Origin of the sequence: Streptococcus mitis SK597, assembly GCF_000148545.1 — a bacterium.
In the GTDB taxonomy this organism is placed as follows: Bacteria; Bacillota; Bacilli; order Lactobacillales; family Streptococcaceae; genus Streptococcus; species Streptococcus mitis_C.
The window spans coordinates 46,092-68,624 of record NZ_AEDV01000044.1; the positions used below are offsets into that span (position 1 = coordinate 46,092).

The following is a 22,533-nucleotide window of genomic DNA, read 5'->3' on the forward strand; positions in this document are numbered from 1 at the left end:
GGATGGCAGGAAAATCGATTTTTGATAAATTATGGGACCGTCATGTCATCACAGGAGAAGAGGGGCAGCCCCAACTCATGTATGTGGATCAGCACTATATTCATGAAGTGACCAGTCCTCAGGCTTTTCAAGGATTACGAGATGCAGAGCGCAGATTGAGACGACCAGACTTGACATTTGGAACCTTTGACCACAATGTCCCGACGGTCAATATCTACGATATTCGAGATGTCATTTCCAAGGCGCAAATTGATAAGCTTGCTGAAAATGTTGAGGAGTTTGGGATTGAACATGCGGCCCACGGTTCTGAAAAGCAGGGGATTGTTCATATGGTTGGTCCAGAAACAGGAAGAACTCAACCAGGAAAATTCATTGTCTGTGGAGACAGCCATACGGCGACTCACGGAGCTTTCGGAGCAATCGCCTTTGGAATTGGAACTAGTGAGGTCGAACATGTCTTTGCGACACAGACCCTCTGGCAGGTCAAACCCAAGAAAATGCTGGTGGAATTCACAGGAGTTCCTCAAAAGGGAGTTTATTCCAAGGACTTTATTTTAGCCTTGATTGCCAAGTACGGCGTTGCTTGTGGTGTTGGCTATGTGGTGGAATATCGTGGACAAGCGATTGATGCACTAAGCATGGAAGAGCGAATGACCATCTGCAATATGTCCATCGAGTTTGGCTCTAAGATGGGAATTATGAATCCAGATCAAACCACCTATGACTATCTCAAAGGACGCGAGTGTGTTCCAGAGAATTTCGAGGAGGCTGTGGCGGATTGGAAAACAATTGTCAGTGATGAGGATGCTGTTTATGATAAGGTTATCCGGATGGATGTCTCAGACCTTGCTCCTATGGTGACCTGGGGAACCAACCCTGCTATGGGGGTTGACTTTGACAGTAGTTTCCCAGAAATTAAGGATATGAATGATGAACGAGCCTACAATTACATGGATTTGGAGCCTGGTCAAAAGCCAGCAGATATTGAATTAGGCTATATCTTTATCGGTTCTTGTACCAATGCTCGTCTCAGCGACTTGCAACTGGCTGCGCGATTTGTCAAAGGGAAGAAAATAGCTCCTAACTTAACGGCTATCGTGGTTCCGGGCTCTCGTCCTGTCAAACGAGCTGCGGAGAAATTAGGCTTGGATAAAGTTTTCTTAGATGCTGGCTTTGAATGGAGAGACCCAGGTTGCTCTATGTGCCTAGGAATGAATCCAGACAAGGTTCCTGATGGTGTCCACTGCGCCTCAACCAGCAACCGCAACTTTGAAGACAGACAGGGATTTGGTGCTAAGACCCACCTCTGCAGTCCAGCCATGGCAGCTGCGGCAGCTATCGCAGGGCGCTTTGTAGATGTTCGGCAAATGCCAGAAGCCCAGTAAGGAGAGGATATGGAGAAATTTACAGTTTATACGGGAACGACTGTTCCTCTCATGAATGATAACATCGACACTGACCAAATCCTACCCAAGCAGTTTCTCAAGTTGATTGATAAAAAAGGCTTTGGTAAGTACCTCATGTATGCTTGGCGTTATCTGGACGACAAGTATACTGAGGATCCAGGGTTTGTCTTTAATCGACCTGAATATCGGAAAGCAACTATCCTCATCTCAGGTGATAACTTTGGGGCAGGTTCTTCGAGGGAACACGCAGCTTGGGCTTTAGCGGACTATGGTTTTAAGGTCGTGATTGCAGGGTCTTTTGGGGATATTCATTACAATAATGAACTCAATAATGGCATGTTGCCTATTGTTCAGCCGAGAGAGGTTCGAGAGAAACTAGCCCAGCTACAACCAAGTGACCAGGTAACTGTGGACTTGGAACAACAAAAAATCATCTCACCAATTGGAGAATTCACTTTTGAAATCGATAGCGAGTGGAAACACAAGCTCTTAAATGGTTTGGATGATATCGGTATTACCTTGCAGTATGAAGATTTGATTGCTGCTTATGAAAAACAACGACCAGCCTACTGGCAGGATTAGAAGAAAAATAGAAAAGGAAATAGAACTATGACAAAACACATTCAATGGAACGGAACACTTTCACAAGAAGGATATGACATTTTAAAAGGTGAGGGTGGATGTATCGTTTGCCCTACTAAAGTTGGTTACATCATCATGACTAGTGATAAGGCTGGTCTTGAACGTAAGTTCGCAGCTAAAGAACGTAACCGTAACAAACCAGGTGTTGTTCTCTGCGGTAGCATGGATGAGCTTCGTGCTTTAGCACAACTTAACCCAGAAATTGAAGCCTTTTACCAAAAACATTGGGATGAAGATATTCTTCTTGGTTGTATCCTTCCTTGGAAACCAGAAGCCTTTGAAAAACTCAAAGCATACGGTGATGGCCGTGAAGAACTTATGACTGACGTGCGTGGTACTAGCTGTTTTGTTATCAAGTTTGGGAAAGCTGGTGAACAATTGGCTGCCAAACTTTGGGAAGAAGGCAAGATGGTTTATGCCTCATCAGCTAACCCATCTGGAAAAGGAAACCGTGGTAAGGTAGAAGGTATCGGAGAACGTATTGAAGGAGCTGTAGACCTTGTCATCGAAGCAGACGACTATGTGGCATCCATCCAACCTGACAAAACGATTGAAACTCGCTATGAGCAAGGCGTGATGGTGTCTATGGTCGATAAAGATGGCAAACTCATCCCAGAACAAGGGGGAGCACGATCAACTTCACCAGCTCCAGTTGTAATCCGTAAAGGGCTTGACATTGATAAGATTATGATGCACCTGTCAGATACCTTTAACTCATGGGACTACCGTCAGGGCGAGTATTATTAGAATGTAGAAGAAGTGGGGAGAAAATAATCTCTCCTCTTTATTTTGTCATTTACACAATAAAACCCGAACGATATATTTTAATTCATAAAATAATTTGACAAAAACTGTACTTTGGTTTATAATAAATTAAGGAAACGTCGGAAAAGACGTAGAGATGCGCAAGCATAGGTAGGTCATTACAAAAGAAACGAGACATCGATATGTTAAATGAATTTCCAATTTTTGATTACGAAGATATTCAATTGATTCCAAATAAATGTGTCATTAAAAGCCGTGCAGAAGCGGATACAAGTGTCACTCTAGGAAATCACACCTTTAAACTACCTGTTGTGCCAGCTAATATGCAGACGATTTTGGATGAAAATGTAGCAGAGCAACTGGCTAAAGGTGGTTACTTCTACATTATGCATCGTTTTGATGAGGCAGGGCGCATTCCTTTTATTAAACGCATGCACGATCAAGGGCTCATTGCTTCTATCTCTGTCGGTGTTAAGGATTATGAGTATGATTTTGTCAGCCAGCTCAAGGCTGATGCTCCTGAGTACATCACGATTGATATTGCCCATGGTCATGCGGATAGCGTGATTTCTATGATTCAACACATCAAGAAAGAATTGCCAGATACTTTTGTCATTGCTGGAAATGTGGGAACACCAGAAGCTGTGCGTGAATTGGAAAATGCTGGTGCGGATGCTACTAAGGTCGGAATTGGACCTGGTAAGGTTTGTATCACCAAGGTCAAGACTGGTTTTGGTACAGGTGGTTGGCAGTTGGCTGCTCTACGCTGGTGTGCTAAGGCTGCGCGTAAACCGATTATCGCTGATGGAGGAATTCGTACTCACGGTGATATTGCCAAGTCTATCCGATTCGGTGCCAGCATGGTTATGATTGGTTCCCTCTTTGCAGGACACATCGAAAGTCCAGGGAAAACGATTGAAGTCGATGGTGAACAATTCAAAGAGTACTACGGTTCAGCTTCACAATATCAAAAAGGTGCTTACAAAAATGTGGAGGGGAAACGCATCTTGCTTCCTGCTAAAGGTCATCTGCAAGACACTTTAACTGAGATGGAACAAGACCTTCAAAGTGCTATTTCTTATGCAGGTGGACGTCAGGTTGCTGACCTTAAACACGTTGATTATGTTATCGTGAAAAACTCAATCTGGAATGGGGATGCTTCCCACTAAGACGGGCTATCCGTCTAGAAAAAAACTTGTTATTAGAGCAAATTTCTGTTATAATAAAACAAGTTTCCACCTTTAGTGTAATGGATATCACGTAAGATTCCGGTTCTTGAGATGGGGGTTCGATTCCCTCAGGGTGGATGTAAACATCCTAAGAAAGCCTTTAAATAGGGCTTTTTTCTTTATTCTGACCCAAATTTGCTCCGAAAACTGAAAATCTTATTTTAAAGAATGCCCAAATGCTTTCCAGTCCCGTTTTAGAGTGACTCAGGGGGCTTTTTTTGATATAATAAAAAGGACTGTTATCAGTTAGAAAGAGGTTGGTATGAAAGAATTACAAACTGTACTAAAGAACCATTTTGCAATCGAATTTGCAGACAAAAATTTACTGGAAACTGCCTTTACTCATACGAGTTATGCCAATGAGCACCGCCTCTTAAAAATTTCACACAATGAGCGCTTGGAATTTTTAGGAGACGCTGTTCTACAGTTATTGATTTCAGAATATCTGTATAAAAAATATCCTAAAAAACCTGAGGGTGATTTGTCCAAACTCCGTGCCATGATTGTCCGCGAGGAGAGTTTGGCTGGTTTTGCGCGTGATTGCCAGTTTGATCAGTTTATCAAGCTGGGTAAGGGGGAAGAAAAATCTGGGGGGCGCAATCGTGATACCATTCTTGGTGATGCCTTTGAAGCCTTTCTTGGTGCCCTCCTTTTGGACAAGGATGTGGTCAAGGTCAAGGAATTTATCTATCAAGTCATGATTCCTAAGGTTGAAGCAGGCGAATTTGAGATGATTACAGACTACAAAACCCATCTCCAAGAGTTACTACAGGTCAATGGGGATGTGGCTATTCGTTATCAGGTGATTTCTGAAACGGGTCCTGCCCATGATAAGGTCTTTGATGTAGAAGTTCTTGTTGAAGGTAAGAGCATCGGTCAAGGTCAAGGTCGTTCTAAGAAATTAGCAGAGCAGGAAGCTGCTAAAAATGCCGTTGAGAAAGGTCTGGATTCATGTATTTAAAGGAAATCGAAATTCAGGGATTCAAGTCTTTTGCTGACAAGACCAAGGTCGTCTTTGACCAAGGTGTGACGGCAGTTGTTGGACCCAATGGATCTGGAAAGTCTAATATTACAGAAAGTCTGCGTTGGGCCTTGGGGGAGTCAAGTGTTAAGAGTCTCCGTGGGGGCAAGATGCCGGATGTCATCTTTGCTGGAACAGAAAGTCGCAAACCGCTCAATTATGCTTCTGTAGTTGTGACTTTGGATAATCATGACGGATTTATCAAGGATGCAGGTCAAGAAATCAGGGTAGAACGCCATATCTATCGTAGTGGAGATAGCGAATACAAGATTGACGGCAAGAAAGTCCGTCTGCGTGATATTCATGACCTTTTCTTAGATACTGGATTGGGACGAGATTCCTTCTCCATCATTTCCCAAGGGAAGGTTGAGGAGATTTTTAATTCCAAGCCTGAGGAACGCCGAGCTATTTTTGAAGAAGCTGCAGGAGTTTTAAAATACAAGACTCGTAGAAAAGAGACTGAGAGCAAATTGCAACAAACTCAGGATAATCTAGACCGCTTAGAGGACATTATCTACGAGTTGGACAATCAAATCAAGCCTCTTGAGAAGCAAGCTGAAAATGCTCGTAAGTTTCTAGACTTGGAAGGACAACGTAAGGCTATTTATTTAGACGTTCTGGTTGCTCAAATCAAGGAAAATAAGGTTGAACTAGACTCGACAGAAGAAGAGTTGGCTCAGGTTCAGGAACTCTTGACGAGCTACTACCAAAAGCGTGAAAAATTAGAAAAAGAAAATCAAACTCTTAAAAAGCAACGCCAAGATTTACAGGCTGAAATGGCCAAAGACCAGGGCGGTTTGATGGATTTGACCAGTCTGATTAGTGATTTAGAGAGAAAATTAGCCCTATCAAAATTAGAATCTGAACAAGTAGCCCTCAATCAACAGGAAGCACAAACTCGTTTGGCTGCTTTGGAGGATAAGAGAAATTTACTCAGCCAAGAAAAATCTGATAAAGAAAGCTCTTTAGCTCTGTTAGAGGAAAATCTAGTCCAAAATAATCAAAAACTCAATCGTTTAGAAGCTGAATTGCTGGCTTTTTCAGATGATCCTGATCAGATGATTGAGCTCTTGCGTGAACGCTTTGTCGCTCTTTTACAAGAAGAAGCAGATGTCTCGAACCAGTTGACCCGCATCGAGAATGAGTTGGAAAATAGTCGTCAGCTTTCTCAAAAACAAGCAGATCAACTACAAAAGCTCAAAGAACAACTGGCTACAGCTAAAGAGAAGGCTAGTCAGCAAAAAGAAGAGCTTGAAACTGCCAAGGAGCAGGTTCAAAAATTATTGGCCGACTACCAAGCTATTGCCAAGGAGCAAGAGGAGCAGAAAGCTTCCTATCAAGCTCAACAAAGTCAACTCTTTGACCGTCTGGATAATCTCAAAAACAAGCAGGCCAGAGCCCAAAGTTTGGAAAATATCCTTAGAAATCACAGTAACTTTTATGCAGGTGTTAAGAGTGTTCTCCAAGAAAAAGATCGCCTTGGTGGGATTATTGGTGCAGTCAGTGAGCACTTGACTTTTGATGTGCATTATCAAACTGCCCTAGAGATTGCCTTAGGGGCAAGTAGCCAGCATATCATCGTAGAAGATGAAGAGGCGGCAACCAAGGCCATTGATTTCCTTAAACGAAACAGAGCCGGTCGTGCAACCTTCCTTCCTTTGACAACAATCAAGGCTCGTACGATTTCTAGTCAGAATCAAGATGCTATCGCAGCAAGTCCAGGCTTCCTTGGCATGGCAGATGAGTTGGTGTCGTTTGATAAGAGACTAGAAGCCATTTTCAAGAATTTGCTAGCTACAACAGCTATTTTTGATACAGTAGAACATGCGCGTGAAGCTGCTCGACAAGTTCGTTATCAGGTTCGCATGGTGACATTGGATGGGACAGAGCTGCGTACAGGTGGTTCCTATGCAGGTGGAGCCAATCGTCAGAACAACAGCATCTTCATCAAGCCAGAACTGGAGCAATTACAAAAAGAAATTGCTGAAGAGGAAGCAAGTCTTCGTTCAGAAGAAGTGGCTTTGAAGACCTTACAAGACCAGATGGCTAGATTGACAGAAAGATTAGAAGGTATTAAATCTCAGGGAGAACAGGCACGTATTCAGGAGCAAGGCTTGTCCCTCGCTTATCAGCAGACCAGTCAGCAAGTTGAAGAGCTAGAAACTCTTTGGAAACTCCAAGAAGAGGAATTAGATCGTCTTTCTGAGGGAGATTGGCAAGCGGATAAGGAAAAATGTCAAGCACGCCTTGCTACTATTGCCAGTGACAAGCAAAATCTGGAAGCTGAGATTGAAGAGATTAAGTCTAACAAAAACGCCATCCAAGAACGCTATCAAAACTTGCAGGAAGAGCTAGCGCAGGCTCGCTTGCTTAAGACTGAACTGCAAGGACAAAAACGTTATGAAGTAGCTGATATTGAGCGTTTAGGCAAGGAATTGGACAATCTAGATGTCGAACAAGAGGAAATCCAGCGCCTTCTTCAAGAAAAGGTTGACAATCTTGAGAAAGTTGATACGGATTTGCTCAGTCAGCAGGCTGAAGAAGCCAAAAATCAGAAAACAAATCTCCAACAAGGTTTGATTCGCAAGCAGTTTGAGTTGGATGATATTGAAGGTCAGCTGGATGATATTGCTAGTCATTTGGATCAGGCTCGCCAGCAGAATGAGGAGTGGATTCGCAAGCAAACACGTGCTGAAGCCAAGAAAGAAAAGGTCAGCGAGCGCTTGCGCCATCTACAAAGTCAATTAACAGACCAGTACCAGATCAGCTACACTGAAGCTCTAGAAAAAGCGCATGAGTTGGAAAATCTCAATCTGGCGGAGCAAGAGGTTAAGGATTTAGAGAAGGCTATTCGCTCGCTGGGTCCTGTCAACTTGGATGCTATTGAACAGTACGAAGAAGTGCACAACCGTCTGGCCTTTCTAAATAGTCAGCGAGACGATATTTTGTCAGCGAGAAATCTGCTCCTTGAAACCATTACAGAGATGAATGATGAGGTCAAAGACCGCTTTAAATCAACCTTTGAAGCTATTCGTGAGTCCTTTAAAGTGACCTTCAAGCAGATGTTTGGTGGAGGTCAGGCGGACCTCATTTTGACTGAGGGAGACTTGCTGACAGCTGGGGTTGAGATTTCTGTTCAACCTCCAGGTAAAAAAATCCAGTCGCTTAACCTCATGAGTGGTGGTGAAAAAGCTCTATCGGCTCTTGCCTTGCTTTTCTCCATTGTTCGTGTCAAGACCATTCCTTTTGTTATCTTGGATGAGGTAGAGGCTGCACTGGATGAAGCCAATGTTAAACGTTTCGGGGATTACCTCAATCGTTTTGACAAGGATAGCCAGTTCATTGTCGTAACCCACCGTAAGGGAACCATGGCAGCGGCTGATTCTATCTATGGTGTGACCATGCAAGAATCAGGTGTCTCAAAAATTGTTTCAGTTAAGTTAAAAGATTTAGAAAGTATTGAAGGATGACAATTAAACTAGTAGCAACGGATATGGACGGAACCTTCCTAGATGGGAATGGTTGCTTTGATATGGATCGTCTCAAGTCTCTCTTAGTTTCCTATAAGAAAAAAGGGATTTACTTTGCGGTAGCTTCGGGTCGAGGATTTCTGTCTTTAGAAAAATTATTTGCTGATATTCGTGATGACATTATTTTCATCGCGGAGAATGGCAGTTTGGTAGAGTATCAAGGTCAAGACTTGTATGAAGCGACCATGTCTCGTGACTTTTATCTGACGACTTTTGAAAAGCTGAAAACGTCACCTTATGTAGATATCAATAAACTGCTCTTGACGGGGAAAAAAGGCTCTTATGTGCTAGATACGGTTGATGAGATCTATTTAAAAGTGAGTCAGCACTATAATGAAAATATCCAAAAAGTAGCGAATTTGGAAGATATCACAGATGACATTTTCAAATTTACAACCAACTTCACAGAAGAAACGCTAGAAGCTGGAGAAACTTGGGTTAATGAAAACGTTCCTGGTGTTAAGGCCATGACAACTGGCTTTGAATCTATTGATATTGTTCTGGATTATGTCGATAAGGGTGTGGCTATTGTTGAATTAGCTAAAAAACTTGGTATCACAATGAATCAGGTTATGGCTTTTGGAGATAATCTAAATGACTTGCATATGATGCAGGTTGTGGGACATCCTGTAGCTCCTGAAAATGCACGACCAGAAATTTTAGAATTAGCAGAGACTGTGATTGGTCACCATAAGGACCAGTCGGTTATAGCTTATATGGAGGGCTTATAATGGCAGATATAAAATTGATTGCATTGGACTTGGATGGGACCTTGCTGACTACTGATAAAAGGCTGACAGATCGAACCAAGGCAACCCTGAAAGCTGCACGTGATCGTGGTATCAAGGTCGTATTAACAACTGGTCGTCCCTTAAAAGCTATGGATTTCTTTCTCCATGAGCTAGGGACTGACGGCCAAGAAGATGAGTATACGATTACTTTTAATGGTGGTTTGGTTCAGAAAAATACAGGAGAAATCCTTGATAAAACAGTCTTTTCATATGATGATGTGGCACGCTTGTACGAGGAAACAGAGAAATTATCACTGCCTCTTGATGCTATCTCAGAAGGAACTGTTTATCAAATCCAATCCGACCAAGAAAGTCTTTATGCCAAATTTAATCCAGCTTTGACTTTTGTTCCAGTGGACTTTGAAGACTTATCTAGTCAAATGACTTACAATAAATGCGTGACTGCCTTTGCTCAAGAACCCTTGGATGCAGCCATTCAGAAGATTTCTCCAGAATTGTTTGACCAATATGAAATCTTTAAATCACGTGAAATGTTGCTAGAGTGGTCACCAAAGAATGTTCATAAAGCAACAGGTTTGGCAAAACTAATCAGCCATCTTGGAATCAATCAAAGCCAAGTCATGGCCTGTGGTGATGAAGCCAATGACCTTTCTATGATTGAATGGGCAGGGCTCGGTGTTGCCATGCAAAACGCTGTTCCTGAAGTCAAGGCAGTCGCAAATGTGGTAACTCCAATGACCAATGATGAGGAAGCTGTCGCCTGGGCTATCGAAGAATATGTGCTAAAGGAGAACTAAGATATGGGATTATTTGACCGTCTATTCGGAAAAAAAGAAGAACCTAAAATCGAAGAAGTTGTAAAAGAAGCTCTGGAAAATCTTGATTTGTCTGCAGATAATGAGCTTGCCCTTGCAGAAGCTGAGGAAGTTCCTCAAGAAGAAGCAGAGGTTGAAAGTTCTGAAGAAGCTGTGTTTGAAGAAGAGGAAATCCAAGTCACAGTTGAAGAAAGTACGGATTCAGAACCAGTTGTAGAAGTTCAACAAGAAGAAGTCCCAGAGGAAGAGAATACTGAGCTCCTAGAAACTGTAGAAGAAAATAGTTCTGAAGTTCTTGAAGCAGAAACGCCTCAAGCAGAAGAAACTGTTCAGGAAAAATATGACCGCAGTCTTAAGAAAACTCGTACAGGCTTCGGAGCCCGCTTGAATGCCTTCTTTGCAAATTTCCGCTCTGTTGATGAAGAATTTTTCGAGGAACTGGAAGAACTGCTGATCATGAGTGACGTTGGTGTACAGGTCGCTTCTAACTTAACAGAGGAGTTACGCTACGAAGCCAAGCTTGAAAACGCCAAGAAACCTGATGCACTTCGCCGTGTCATCATTGAGAAATTGGTTGAGCTTTATGAAAAGGATGGTAACTACGATGAAAGCATCCACTTCCAAGATGGCTTGACAGTCATGCTCTTTGTTGGTGTTAATGGTGTTGGGAAAACAACTTCTATTGGGAAACTAGCCCACCGCTACAAACAAGCAGGTAAGAAGGTCATGCTGGTTGCGGCAGATACCTTCCGTGCAGGGGCAGTAGCCCAGCTAGCTGAATGGGGTCGACGTGTAGATGTTCCAGTTGTAACTGGACCTGAAAAAGCTGACCCAGCCAGTGTGGTCTTTGATGGTATGGAACGTGCCGTGGCTGAAGGTATCGACATTCTTATGATTGACACAGCTGGTCGTCTGCAAAATAAGGATAACCTTATGGCTGAGTTGGAAAAGATTGGTCGTATCATCAAACGTGTTGTGCCAGAAGCACCGCATGAAACCTTCTTGGCTCTGGATGCATCAACAGGTCAAAATGCCCTGGTACAGGCCAAAGAATTTTCAAAAATTACACCTTTAACGGGAATTGTCTTGACTAAGATTGATGGAACTGCTCGAGGTGGTGTTGTTCTAGCCATCCGTGAAGAACTCAATATTCCTGTAAAATTGATTGGTTTTGGTGAAAAAATCGATGATATTGGAGAATTTAACTCAGAAAACTTTATGAAGGGGCTCTTAGAAGGCTTAATCTAATCAGAAGCAAAAATCCTGCAAGGTACAAACTTGCAGGAAATTTTTTTATTCTAAACGACCATCTTGACGATAGGCGATATCTGGTTGCCAAGTCCATTTGGCACCGAATTTTTCAAGTAAGTCAAAGCTTGCTTGAGGTCCCATGCTTCCAGCTTTATAGTCATGTAGTGGAGCACCATTTTCGGCCCAGAGTTCTTCGATACGGTCAATCAATTTCCATGACGCACCAACTTCATCCCAGTGGCTAAAGTTAGTTGAGTTGTTATTTAGGACATCATAAATCAATTTTTCGTATGGCTCTGGAGAAGCACCAGTTGCGGTCGCATCTGTACGGTAATCAAGTGAGTTTGGAGCCAAGTTAAATTCTTCTCCTACTTGCTTCCCATTTAGGCTAAGAGAGAAGCCTTCTGTTGGTTGGATATAGATGGTCAAAATATTTGGAGCAAGTGGTTCTCCAAATATAGAATCCATTTGTTTAAAGACGATGTTGACATGAGTTCCTTTTTCAGTCAGACGTTTACCAGTACGGAAGAAGAAAGGAACACCACGGAAGCGATCGCTGTCTACAAAGAAGGCACCAGATGCAAAGGTTTCAGTTGTTGATTCTGGATTTACATTTGGCTCGCTACGATAAGAGATGTATTTCATGCCATCAATCTTACCTGAACGGTATTGACCACGGATAAAGTGTTCTTTAAGCTCTTCATCAGTTGGATGATAGAGATTTTTAAAGACCTTAATCTTCTCAGCACGAATCTCGTCCTTTGTGAAGTTTGCTGGCTTGTCCATGGCAAGGAGGGAAAGCAGTTGTAGAGTGTGGTTCTGTACCATGTCACGGAGGGCACCAGATTGGTCATAGTAGCCACCACGTTCTTCTACACCCAAGCGCTCAGCAAAGGTAATTTGAACATTGTCGATAAAGTCCTTATTCCAAACATTTTCAAAAATCAAGTTTGCAAAGCGAACTGCAAAGATGCTTTGAATCATTTCCTTACCAAGATAATGGTCGATACGGAAAATTTGTTCTTCGTCAAATGTTGCCAGGAGTTCATCATTCAACTTGCTTGCAGTTGCGTAATCTGTACCAAATGGTTTTTCAACGATTAAGCGCTCAAAACCTTTTCCATCTACGATATTTTCAGACTTGAGGTGTTTGGCAATAGTTCCAAAGAACTGAGGTGCCATAGATAAGAAGAATAGCTTGTTGTGTTCAGCTTGGTACTTGTCATTTAGTTCAGCCTGCAATTGACGTAGAGCAATATAGTGTTCTGTATCATTGACATCATGACTTTGATAGTAGAAGTGGCTAGCGAACTCTTGAGCCTGTTCGGTACTATCTGCCAAATCAAGGATCGATTCGACTACAACAGATTCAAAATATTCCTTGCTCCAAGGACGACGGGCAGTTCCAATGACGGCAAAATGTTTGGAAAGATTGCCGGATTTATATAGTCTAAATAGGGAAGGGTAGAGCTTGCGTTTAGCCAGGTCTCCACTCGCACCGAAAATTGTAACAATAACCTTAGATGACATCTAGCTACCTAATTTCTATTTTTATTCCTAGTTTTGCTAGGTATGAGGAAACCTCATTTCATAAACTTAATTCTAACATAATTTTCCGAAAAATCAAAAATTCCAATACGAGATAGAAAAAAACTGCAAGGAAATCCTTACAGTTTGAGTATTAGACGTTTAAGACCTTGTCCAAGAAATCTTTCAGACGTGGGTGTTGAGGGTTATCAAAGATTTGATCAGGTGTTCCGTCTTCTAGGAACTCGCCATCTGCAGTAAAGATAACTCGGTTGGCAACCTGACGAGCAAATCCCATCTCATGGGTTACGATAATCATGGTCATACCTTGCTCAGCCAATTCCTTCATAACGTTTAGTACGTCTCCGACCATTTCAGGGTCAAGGGCAGAAGTTGGTTCATCAAAGAGCATGATGTCTGGATTCATTGCAAGTCCACGAGCGATGGCTACACGTTGTTTTTGACCACCTGACAGGCTATCTGGACAGGCCTTAGCCTTATCTGCTAGTCCAACCTTTTCAAGCAACTCCATTCCCAATTTTTCAGCTTCTTCCTTAGTCATCAACTTGTGCTCAATAGGAGCAAAGGTGATGTTGTCCAATACAGACATGTGTGGGAAGAGATTGAAGTGTTGGAACACCATTCCGATATTTTCACGGACGTGGTCAACGTTGGTTGTTTTTTCAGTTAAGTCATAACCGTTCACAGTGATGTGACCGCTAGTAACTTCTTCTAAAAGATTTAGGCTACGAAGGAAAGTTGACTTACCAGAACCTGAAGGACCGATGATACAGACAACATCTCCTTCATAGAATTTAGTCGTAATTCCTTTTAAAACTTCATTTTTTCCGTAGTTTTTGTGTAAATCATTTACATCAATTTTTAATTTTGCCATTAACGAATCCTCTTTTCTAAGCGTTTCGCTAGTTTAGTCAAAAGCGTGATAATTACAAGATAGAAGATAGCAAGGATTGCATACATCTTGAAACTTTGGTAGTTACGGGCAATGATAATCTTACCAGTTTGGAAGAGTTCCACCAAACCGATAGCAGATACGATAGTTGTATCTTTCAGAGCGATAACGAATTGGTTAACAAAGTTTGGCAACATCAATTTAGTTGCTTGTGGCAAGATAATCTTACGCATGGTTTTTCCATAAGAAATACCCAAGCTGCGGCTGGCTTCCATTTGACCAACTGGAACGGCCTGAATACCACCACGAACGATTTCAGCGATATAAGCAGCTGCATTGAGTGAGAGGGCAATGGTTCCAGCTACAAAGTCGTTAATTGGACTTTGTTGGCCTGTGATAGACTCGATGAAGTTTGGAATTCCCCAGAAGATGAAGGCTGCAAGAATCATCAATGGAATACCACGGATAACGTCTACGAAAATCTCAGAGATTACGCGAAGAGATTTGTAGGGGCTAACGCTAAACATACCGAAGATAATCCCAATGACAATGGCAATAGCAAATGAGATAAGAGCTAGAGCAAGAGTGATACCAAGACCGCTAAGGAGTTGTTTGTAGTTGTTTTGAAGCAGACCCCAGATAGTTGTCTCATCAACAGTGCTTGTTGAAGCGGTTGAAGACTCACTAGCTAGGTATTTATCAAGAATCTTTTGGAATTCACCGTTTGCTTTAAGGTTTGCAAGTCCGTTATTGAACATTTCAATCAATTCTGGATTTGCTCCTTTTTTAACGGCAAAGGCTGTTTCACCAATTGGAGTTCCAGCGATTGGGGTTTTCAATTTTTGACCTTGGCTGATAGAATATTTGAGAACAGGTTCATCATCCATAACGGCATCGATGGCACCAGTGTTTAAACTGTCATACATTGATGAACCATCAGCGAAGGTTTTGATTTTGTAGCCGTATTTGCTTTGATTTTCTGTTAGGAAGGTTTGAGAAGCAGTTCCGTTTTTAACACCAACTGTCTTCCCTTTCAAATCTTCATAAGAAGCAATGGTACTTGATTCTTTGACACCAAGGATTGTATTAGCAGTGTAGTATGATTCTGAGAAGTCAAAAGTTGCCTTACGAGCATCTGTGACAGACATACCAGCAATGATACCGTCAGCTTGTCCAGCTTGAACAGCACTGATAGCAGCATCGAAACCAGGGTTGGTGATTTCAATTTCAAAACCTTGGTCTTTAGCGATTGCCTTAATCAATTCCATATCAATACCAGTGTATTGGTTGCTTGAATTTTGGAAAACAAAAGGTGCAAAAGAAGAATCGCTGGCAATGATATATTTAGCCTTAACGGGAATAGCTTTTAAGCCTGCAAGAGTAGTTGTAGTTGGCACTGCTGAAGACGATGAAGCAGTCCATTTTTTGATGATTTTATCAAGGCTACCATCTTTTTTCATTTCAGCCAAGGCTTGGTTAAATTCAGTAACTAGGTGCTCGTATTTGCTTCCTTTCTTCACACCGAAAGCAAAACTTCCTACAGCTTCCCCATCCATTTCAATATGGAGGTCTTGACCTTGGTTGATGGCATATTCGATAACAGGTTTGTCATCCATCATGGCATCAATGGCACCAGCACTCAAGCTGTTGTTCATCAAATCACTAGTGTCAAATGTTTTAATAGTAAAGCCGTATTTATCTTTGATTGTTTCAAGAAAACGTTGAGCAGCAGTTCCGTTTTTAACACCAACGGTTTTGCCAGTTAATTGGTCATATTTACTAATCTTATGTGATTTTGTAGTAGCAATGACAACTTTTGTATCATAGTAAGTATCAGACATGGTGAAGACTTTTTCACGTTCTTTCGTCTTTGTCATCCCTGCCATGATAGCGTCAGCTTGCCCAGCTTGAACCGCATTGACCGCTGCGTCAAATCCAGGATAGGACATCTGAATGTTCCATCCTTTAATCTCAGCGACTTTGCTGATAATGTCAACATCAATTCCTTTATAAGTTTGATCTGAATCTTTAAACTCAAAAGGTGCATAGGCGGTATCAGAAACAATCTTAATCGTCTCTGCTTTGGCAATACCTAATGAGAAAATTGGGAATAAAATTAGCAAAAATGCTAGAAATTTTTTCTTCATTTTTAGTCTCCTTTTCCGAATATTTTCCCATTATATCAGAAAAAGTAAAAAAAGGCAAATTTTTATATTTCCGTGTTAGAAAATATAACATCCATAATTCTTGTTTTGTCTTGAATCACACAACAGAAGTGCTATAATAAAGGTATATCATATAGTAAAAGAGGATAAAGTTATGAAAGACAAAAGAATCTTAAAAGACTTTGAAACTTCTAAAATGAGTTTAAACATTTACACAAGCCCCTTGTTAGCTCTATTTTTCGTCTATATATCTGAGTTCATATCTTCTCTATTTTTTGGCCTTAGTTTTTTAGCATTGATCGGGCTATTTAGCAATCTTGGTATGGGTGGTCAAAGAATTGCAGATTTCCTTCAAATGTTATTTCAGAATTTATCTGATAAAACAAGTGACATCCATTTAATATTTGAATTATTGTCCTTTGGTTTTATCATCTTAACTGTGTTTAGATGGACTAGAAAAGTAGAGAAAAGACCGATTCGAACCTTGGGATTCTATAAAGAAAATTTTTTAAGTTCCTTATTTAAAGGATACGGTCTTGGTCTATCCCTCTTTATACTTGCTTTGGCTGGACTAGTAGTGTTGGGGCAGTATCAATTTGACTCCATTCACTTGGATACTTATTCGCTAGCTTTTACTTTATTTACAATACCTTTTTGGATTTTACAAGGAACGGCAGAAGAATTGGTTACTCGTGCTTGGCTGATTCCACAATTGGCTAAGAGAACCAATCTTAAAGTCGCTATTATCATATCTAGTAGTCTCTTTACCTTACTTCATTTAGGAAATCCAGGCATAACTTTCTTATCTGCAATTGATCTCTTTTTATTCGGAGTTGCCATGTCACTTTATCTCCTCAAAACAGATACTGTTTGGGGTATTGCAGGTATTCATGGCGCCTGGAATTTTGCTCAAGGAAATCTGTTTGGGATTTTAGTTAGTGGTCAACCATCAGGAACGTCTCTGATGACCTTTTTACCACAAGGCAATCAAGGCTGGTTATCAGGAGGATCTTTTGGGATTGAAGGTTCTATCATGACAAGTCTGGTTTTACTACTGCTGATTGTCTATCTCGCTTACCAATTAAAGAAAGAAAATGAAAGGATGTGACTTGGGTCCGTCCTTTTCTTCGTGAAAATGCTATAAGTATGCTAAAATAGGAATAGCACATCGAGAGAGGATTCTTATGATCAATCGCATTACAGACAATCAATTTAAACTAGTATCAAAATATCAACCATCAGGAGACCAACCTCAAGCTATCGAACAGTTGGTAGATAATATCGAGGGGGGCGAAAAAGCACAGATTCTGATGGGGGCGACCGGAACAGGGAAGACCTATACCATGAGTCAGGTCATTTCCAAAGTCAATAAACCAACTCTGGTCATTGCCCACAATAAAACTCTGGCAGGCCAGCTATATGGAGAGTTCAAGGAATTTTTCCCTGAAAATGCCGTTGAGTACTTTGTGTCTTACTATGATTATTACCAGCCAGAGGCCTATGTACCTTCTAGTGATACCTATATTGAGAAGGATAGTTCTGTCAATGATGAGATTGACAAGCTCCGCCACTCAGCGACTTCGGCTCTTTTGGAGCGTAATGATGTTATTGTCGTGGCCTCAGTCTCTTGTATCTATGGTTTGGGTTCGCCCAAGGAATACGCTGATAGTGTCGTTAGTCTCCGTCCAGGTCTTGAAATTTCTCGTGATAAACTCTTGAATGACTTGGTCGATATTCAGTTTGAGCGAAATGATATTGATTTCCAACGGGGAAGATTTCGTGTGCGTGGGGATGTAGTGGAAATTTTCCCAGCCTCCCGTGATGAACACGCCTTTCGAGTAGAATTCTTTGGAGACGAAATTGACCGTATCCGTGAGGTTGAAGCTTTGACAGGTCAGGTCTTGGGAGAAGTGGATCATTTAGCGATTTTTCCGGCCACTCACTTTGTGACCAATGACGACCATATGGAAGTTGCCATTGCAAAGATTCAAGCAGAATTAGAAGAGCAACTAGCTATCTTTGAGAAGGAAGGTAAATTGCTTGAAGCCCAACGTTTGAAACAGCGGACAGAGTATGATATTGAGATGTTGCGTGAGATGGGCTATACCAACGGGGTTGAAAACTATTCACGCCACATGGATGGTCGTAGCGAAGGAGAGCCCCCTTATACCCTTCTCGACTTCTTCCCAGATGATTTCATGATTATGATTGATGAGAGCCACATGACAATGGGGCAAATCAAGGGTATGTACAATGGAGACCGTTCGCGTAAAGAAATGCTGGTTAATTATGGTTTCCGCTTGCCGTCTGCCTTGGACAATCGACCTTTACGTCGTGAAGAGTTTGAAAGCCATGTGCATCAGATTGTTTACGTTTCAGCGACACCTGGTGACTATGAAACTGAACAGACTGAGACAGTGATTGAGCAAATCATTCGTCCGACAGGTCTTTTGGACCCAGAGGTGGAAGTCCGTCCGACTATGGGACAGATTGATGATCTCTTAGGTGAAATCAATGCCCGTGTTGAGAAGAACGAACGTACCTTTATCACAACCTTGACCAAGAAAATGGCAGAGGACTTGACCGACTACTTCAAGGAAATGGGCATCAAAGTCAAGTACATGCACTCAGATATCAAGACTTTAGAGCGAACGGAGATTATCCGCGGCCTGCGCTTGGGTGTCTTTGACGTCTTGGTCGGAATCAACCTGCTCCGTGAAGGGATTGACGTACCTGAAGTGAGCCTCGTAGCTATTCTCGATGCTGACAAGGAAGGTTTCCTTCGTAACGAGCGTGGACTCATCCAGACCATTGGACGCGCTGCCCGTAACAGCGAAGGCCATGTCATCATGTATGCGGACACCGTTACCCAGTCTATGCAACGTGCTATCGATGAAACTGCCCGTCGTCGCAAAATCCAGATGGCCTATAATGAAGAACACGGTATTGTGCCTCAGACAATCAAGAAAGAAATCCGTGATCTGATTGCTGTGACCAAGGCAGTTGCTAAGGAAGAGGACAAGGAAGTCGACATCAATAGCCTCAACAAACAAGAACGTAAAGAACTCGTCAAGAAACTGGAGAAACAAATGCAAGAAGCAGTTGAAGTGCTTGACTTTGAACTAGCAGCTCAGATTCGTGATATGATGTTGGAAGTCAAGGCGTTGGATTAGGGGAATAGTATGATTTATTTAAGAAAGTTAAAGAAAGAAGATTTGATGTCTTTATGGGAAATGGCTTATTCACAGCTTAATCCAGTTTGGAAACAGTATGATGCTCCCTATTATGATGATTATCAGTATTTTTCAAATTTTAAAGAATTCGAACTACAAAAATCAGAATCCATTTTAAGCAACTCAAATCGCCTTGGTATTTTTGTTGATGATAAACTAGTTGGGACTGTTTCACGTTATTGGGTATGTAAACAAACAAGATGGATGGAATTGGGAATTGGTATTTATGACAACAAATTTTGGAACTCTGGAATTGGAAAAGCTGCTATGTTGCAGTGGATAGATAGGACGTTTCAGGATTACTTGGAGTTGGAGCATCTGGGTTTGACAACTTGGTCAGGAAATCTTGGTATGATGAAACTTGCTGAAAAATTAAGAATGAAAAAAGAAGCTCATATTCCAAAAGTTCGTTATTATCAAGGTAAATATTTTGATAGTATTAAATATGGTATTTTGAGAGAAGACTGGGAGAAAATAAATGACGGTTATTATCAAATCAATGGAAACTCCTGAAGAGATAGAAGATAAATCCCTCGTTCACTGGCAAACGTGGAGAGAGGCTTATGATAACCTTTTGCCTGCAGAATTTCAGGAGACAATGACATTAGAAAGATGTCGACTCTTTAGTCAAAAGTATCCAGAAAATACATTGATTGCGATAGATGGCGTGAAGGTAGTTGGTTTTATCAGTTATGGCAACTTTCGTGATGAGACTATTCAAGCTGGTGAAATTATTGCTTTATATGTTTTAAAAGACTATTACGGAAAAGGAATCGCACAAAAGTTAGTGAGAGCAGCTTTGACTGCTCTTAATCATTTTTCTGAAATTTTCTTATGGGTATTGAAAGATAATAAACGAGCCATTGCTTTCTATCAAAAAATGGGTTTTACTTTTGATGGACAAGAAAAGATACTTGAACTTGGAAAGCCTATGAAGGAAAAACGAATGGTATTTTATTCTAAATAATTCTAAAAAGTAGAAGCTAATGGCACTGGTACAAGTCTGAAAAATTTAATAAATTAGAAAGCGAGTAAATCCATGTCCCGTTCCCAATTAACGATTTTAACAAACATTTGTCTGATTGAAGACCTCGAAACGCAGCGCGTGGTGATGCAGTATCGCGCTCCTGAAACAAATCGCTGGTCTGGTTATGCCTTTCCTGGAGGTCATGTAGAAAATGGTGAGGCTTTTGCGGAGTCTGTCATTCGTGAAATCTACGAAGAAACAGGATTGACTATCCAAAATCCTCAACTGGTAGGCATTAAAAATTGGCCACTAGATACAGGTGGGCGCTATATTGTCATTTGTTATAAGGCGACTGAGTTCTCTGGTACCCTTCGCTCTTCAGATGAAGGAGAAGTTTCTTGGGTGCAAAAAGACCAGATTCCAAACTTGGATCTGGCCTATGATATGTTACCCTTGATGGAGATGATGGAAGCGCCTGACAAATCTGAATTTTTCTACCCTCGCCGTACAGAAGACGATTGGGAAAAGAAAATTTTCTAATCCTTTACCCAATAACTGAGATAATCCAAGGCCTCCTCGATATAGTGGAGGCCTTGTTGTATTTCCTGTCTAATAGTAATAGAAGATTAGGAAAAAAATATCTATACTCGCTAAAATTAAATGCTAATTGAATTAGACAAAATATATGCTTATGCTGTTAATTTTTCTGAGAAAGATGTAAAATAGAAAGTGTACTATGTTTTTAAAATAGTGTGGTACCCAAAATTAAAAAATGTATCCTTTCCTTAAATTCCTAAAATATTTAAGGGGGGGGGGGTATTTTTTAGTACCTCAAAAATAAAAATAAGAAAGAGGCGATTAGATGAGAAAATCAAATCGAGAAGTGAACGGAGAAAAGGTATTCCGTTATTCTATTCGTAAGTGCCATTTTGGTGCAGCAAGTGTTGCCGTTGCAGCATTAATGTTTTTTGCTAATGGTGCAGTTAAGGCAGACACTTTACCTGTATCATCTGCTACGGCTAATACTGAAAAGGTAAATGCTGGTGTTACGAACTTGACAGAGGGAGTTCCTCTAGAGAAATCTCTAGAAACTGAGGGAAATAAGGAAATCGTAGCTCCTGAGCCTGCAGCGGAAACATCTAACAAGGAAGATGGAGCTGGTTCTAATGCTCAAGGTGAAAAAGAGATTAAAGTGTCTGATAAAGCAGTGATTCCTGCTAATCAGACGGAGGAAATCAATAAAGTAGAAACAAATGGCAAAGAAAAGGAAGTAGTTACTAATAAAGATAAATTGGAATCTCTTCTAAAAGAAATTGATCAATTAAACTTAAAGGACTATACAGAAGATACTGTTAAAGTATTACAAGAAAAAGTTGCGAAAGCAAAAGAAGTCCTTGTTAATGCAAAAACTCAAAAAGAAATTGATTCTGCTTATAATGCCTTGGTTGGATATAAAAACGCTGGTTTAAAACGTGTACCTAAACCAAAAGGAGAACTCATTCCTAAACCAGATACAACAAATGGTAAAGCAACAGTAGGAATAAAAGCGGAAAATACTGAACCAAATGGCACAAATATCGCAGGACATAATCACAGTATGAATAGGACTAGTCTGCCTGAAGGAAGTGGGCTTAGAGCTGTTCCAGAAGGTGATGTTACCTTTTATCATTTAGATGGAAGTATGGAAACAGAGGCCGGACGAGCACCGGATGCACGTTATATATTAAAGTTCAGGAGAGGTAGAGGTTATAGACCGCAATACACAAGTGCTACTACTACTGGTGCTTATCTAGATTATACTGGGCAAAGAAATGAAGGAGAATTTGTACTTCGCACATTTGCAACTAGAGGAAGTGATGCGGAGGTAGGTACTTATGATTTTCGTTTACGCTTTACGGATTCTAGAACTGGGGAAATTTATGTTGATCAGGCCCTTAAAGTAAATGTTAAACCTAATAAACCAACAGTAACGGTAGAAAATTTGGAAAATGCTGCAGGTAAACGAGCTGTAGTTAAATCAACAGCGAGAAATTCTAATGATTCTATTGTTGAATTTTATCTAAACAACACTAAAAAAGCAACAATTACTGCTGTAAACGGAACTGCTAGTTGGACACCGGATGAAGCATTACAAGTTGGAGATAAAATAACCACTAGAAACATAGCTAGAGACAGAGAATTTATACCAGCTACTTATGGTGGAAATATTAATGTGGCAAGATCTACATCAGACTTGAGCGATGCAGTAACAATACCAGCACCAACAACTCCTACAGCAGATAAAACAGCGTTAAATACAGCATTGTCAGAAGAAACT

Annotated in this window: 18 protein-coding genes and 1 tRNA gene; 16 read left to right on the plus strand and 3 right to left on the minus strand. The window is 41.0% G+C overall.

Annotation, left to right across the window (positions count from 1 at the left end; genetic code table 11):
• Positions 1-2 precede the first annotated feature (2 nt).
• The 10 genes from leuC to ftsY all read left to right on the plus strand — a co-directional run bounded on the left by leuC (position 3) and on the right by ftsY (position 11,408).
• Positions 3-1,385, plus strand: coding sequence for a 3-isopropylmalate dehydratase large subunit (gene leuC / locus SMSK597_RS07975; RefSeq protein WP_000907557.1), 1,383 nt, complete (start codon positions 3-5; stop codon positions 1,383-1,385).
• A 9-nt stretch (positions 1,386-1,394) separates the two neighbouring features.
• Complete coding sequence (gene leuD / locus SMSK597_RS07980; protein WP_000410633.1) at positions 1,395-1,988, plus strand: 3-isopropylmalate dehydratase small subunit; 594 nt, start codon at positions 1,395-1,397, stop codon at positions 1,986-1,988.
• A 27-nt stretch (positions 1,989-2,015) separates the two neighbouring features.
• Positions 2,016-2,795 carry an L-threonylcarbamoyladenylate synthase gene (locus SMSK597_RS07985; protein ID WP_000160498.1) on the plus strand — a complete coding sequence of 260 codons (780 nt, stop codon included), beginning with the start codon at positions 2,016-2,018 and terminating at the stop codon, positions 2,793-2,795.
• Between the two features lie 200 nt (positions 2,796-2,995).
• Complete coding sequence (locus SMSK597_RS07990) at positions 2,996-3,982, plus strand: GMP reductase (protein ID WP_000931164.1); 987 nt, start codon at positions 2,996-2,998, stop codon at positions 3,980-3,982.
• Positions 3,983-4,048: 66 nt separating this feature from the next.
• Positions 4,049-4,120: transfer RNA gene (locus tag SMSK597_RS0102475), tRNA-Arg, on the plus strand.
• A 184-nt stretch (positions 4,121-4,304) separates the two neighbouring features.
• A complete protein-coding gene (gene rnc, locus SMSK597_RS07995; RefSeq protein ID WP_000661494.1) occupies positions 4,305-5,003 on the plus strand; it encodes a ribonuclease III in 699 nt (232 codons plus the stop codon).
• Positions 4,994-8,533, plus strand: a complete 3,540-nt coding sequence (gene smc, locus SMSK597_RS08000) for a chromosome segregation protein SMC (RefSeq protein ID WP_000280949.1) — start codon at positions 4,994-4,996, stop codon at positions 8,531-8,533. The genes rnc and smc overlap by 10 nt, the downstream gene beginning before the upstream one ends.
• Positions 8,530-9,324: a Cof-type HAD-IIB family hydrolase gene (locus SMSK597_RS08005; RefSeq protein WP_000153014.1), complete on the plus strand. Its 795-nt coding sequence runs from the start codon at positions 8,530-8,532 to the stop codon at positions 9,322-9,324. The genes smc and SMSK597_RS08005 overlap by 4 nt, the downstream gene beginning before the upstream one ends.
• Positions 9,324-10,142: a Cof-type HAD-IIB family hydrolase gene (locus SMSK597_RS08010; RefSeq protein ID WP_000763445.1), complete on the plus strand. Its 819-nt coding sequence runs from the start codon at positions 9,324-9,326 to the stop codon at positions 10,140-10,142. Before SMSK597_RS08005 ends, SMSK597_RS08010 begins: the two co-directional genes overlap by 1 nt.
• Before the next feature lie 3 nt (positions 10,143-10,145).
• Complete coding sequence (gene ftsY, locus SMSK597_RS08015) at positions 10,146-11,408, plus strand: signal recognition particle-docking protein FtsY (RefSeq protein WP_000522295.1); 1,263 nt, start codon at positions 10,146-10,148, stop codon at positions 11,406-11,408.
• Between the two features lie 45 nt (positions 11,409-11,453).
• Here ftsY and zwf read toward each other — a convergent pair whose 3' ends face one another.
• From zwf to SMSK597_RS08025, 3 genes are all read right to left on the minus strand, one after another.
• Positions 11,454-12,941 (minus strand): glucose-6-phosphate dehydrogenase, encoded by a 1,488-nt coding sequence (gene zwf, locus SMSK597_RS08020; RefSeq protein ID WP_000096149.1) that lies wholly within the window; start codon positions 12,939-12,941, stop codon positions 11,454-11,456.
• A 151-nt stretch (positions 12,942-13,092) separates the two neighbouring features.
• Entirely contained in the window at positions 13,093-13,833 is a 741-nt protein-coding gene (locus SMSK597_RS0102480) for an amino acid ABC transporter ATP-binding protein (RefSeq protein ID WP_001096320.1), read from the minus strand.
• Positions 13,833-15,998, minus strand: coding sequence for an ABC transporter substrate-binding protein/permease (locus SMSK597_RS08025; RefSeq protein ID WP_000726276.1), 2,166 nt, complete (start codon positions 15,996-15,998; stop codon positions 13,833-13,835). The genes SMSK597_RS0102480 and SMSK597_RS08025 overlap by 1 nt, the downstream gene beginning before the upstream one ends.
• A 172-nt stretch (positions 15,999-16,170) precedes the next feature.
• Here SMSK597_RS08025 and SMSK597_RS08030 point away from each other — a divergent pair, with 172 nt between their 5' ends.
• The 6 genes from SMSK597_RS08030 to SMSK597_RS12845 form a co-directional block, all read left to right on the plus strand.
• Positions 16,171-17,124 carry a CPBP family intramembrane glutamic endopeptidase gene (locus tag SMSK597_RS08030; RefSeq protein WP_000653470.1) on the plus strand — a complete coding sequence of 318 codons (954 nt, stop codon included), beginning with the start codon at positions 16,171-16,173 and terminating at the stop codon, positions 17,122-17,124.
• Positions 17,125-17,200: 76 nt separating this feature from the next.
• The gene (gene uvrB / locus SMSK597_RS08035; protein ID WP_000610425.1) at positions 17,201-19,189 is read left to right on the plus strand and encodes an excinuclease ABC subunit UvrB; all 1,989 of its coding nucleotides are present in this window, start codon (positions 17,201-17,203) and stop codon (positions 19,187-19,189) included.
• A gap of 9 nt (positions 19,190-19,198) precedes the next feature.
• Positions 19,199-19,762: a GNAT family N-acetyltransferase gene (locus tag SMSK597_RS08040; RefSeq protein WP_000639834.1), complete on the plus strand. Its 564-nt coding sequence runs from the start codon at positions 19,199-19,201 to the stop codon at positions 19,760-19,762.
• Positions 19,728-20,216 (plus strand): GNAT family N-acetyltransferase, encoded by a 489-nt coding sequence (locus tag SMSK597_RS08045; RefSeq protein ID WP_000216000.1) that lies wholly within the window; start codon positions 19,728-19,730, stop codon positions 20,214-20,216. The genes SMSK597_RS08040 and SMSK597_RS08045 overlap by 35 nt, the downstream gene beginning before the upstream one ends.
• Positions 20,217-20,288: 72 nt before the next feature.
• Positions 20,289-20,756 (plus strand): 8-oxo-dGTP diphosphatase, encoded by a 468-nt coding sequence (locus SMSK597_RS08050; RefSeq protein WP_000091539.1) that lies wholly within the window; start codon positions 20,289-20,291, stop codon positions 20,754-20,756.
• Positions 20,757-21,078: 322 nt separating this feature from the next.
• The coding region (locus SMSK597_RS12845; protein WP_001232321.1) for a YSIRK-type signal peptide-containing protein at positions 21,079-22,533 on the plus strand (1,455 nt) is incomplete at its 3' end.